This window comes from Bradyrhizobium erythrophlei (genome assembly GCF_042430365.1).
GTDB lineage: Bacteria > Pseudomonadota > Alphaproteobacteria > Rhizobiales > Xanthobacteraceae > Bradyrhizobium > Bradyrhizobium erythrophlei.
In genome coordinates this window covers 1-825 of record NZ_JBHMET010000198.1, presented here as the reverse complement: position 1 = coordinate 825, position 825 = coordinate 1, and the positions used below count along the sequence as shown (strand labels likewise).

The following is an 825-nucleotide window of genomic DNA, read 5'->3' as shown; positions in this document are numbered from 1 at the left end:
TGGCGTGCGCCGTGATAAGGCGGCGCTTTCCAGTGGGTGCAAGTCCCACCCGGCAAACGCTCCAGCCGGAAGCAACCGGAGCAGCTATGGAGGTGACGAAGTGGCTGAAGCCTTCGGATAGCGTGTCACGATATACGGTGACCGCGCGAGTGTGCAGGCCGTAACGCGAGTGAACGCCGAGCAAGCCTCGAAAAGGACGATGCACAGGCCGACCTGACGGCCATATCAGGGAAGGCTGACACGACTGGGGCGGCGTGAGCGAAGCAATACCTCCAGTCGCTGTGCCGGGGTAGTGGCGACGGCATGTACACAAGGAAAGCGTACGCAACACGGGAGGCCCCAAGGCGTGGTCAGGGATGATCAACCGGACGCCCGCGAGGGACAGGCCGGGCGCCTTGGGGTGGCGGAGAGGTTTGTAGTACCGCTGAAGCCGGGTAACGCCGGTGGAGGGAAGGGACCTCAGTTCAAGACAGACGCAAAGACGTGGTGAGGAACCTGGAGATTGGGCAACCTATCAACTCCGAAGAGTGTTCAGAAACTGCAGACGGCGTTACCCGCGAAAGCGAAGGCAGAAGCTGGCTACCGCTTCTACGCCCTGTACGACAAGATCAGCCGGGAAGACATCTTGGCCCATGCCTATGCCCAGTGCCGCTCCAACAAGGGCGCACCGGGCGTGGACGGTCAGGACTTCGCGGACATCGAGGTGTACGGAGTGCAGCGGTGGCTTGGCGAACTGGCGCTTGCGCTCAGGCAGGAGACGTATCGACCGGACCCTATCAGAAGAGTGTATATACCGAAGGCCAATGGCAAACTCAGGCCATTGGG

General features: G+C 61.5%; 1 pseudogene. It reads left to right on the top strand.

Annotated features, from left to right (window positions below):
* Window positions 1-502 precede the first annotated feature (502 nt).
* Window positions 503-825, top strand: a pseudogene (locus ACFFWD_RS28965) (group II intron reverse transcriptase/maturase); the annotation flags it as partial.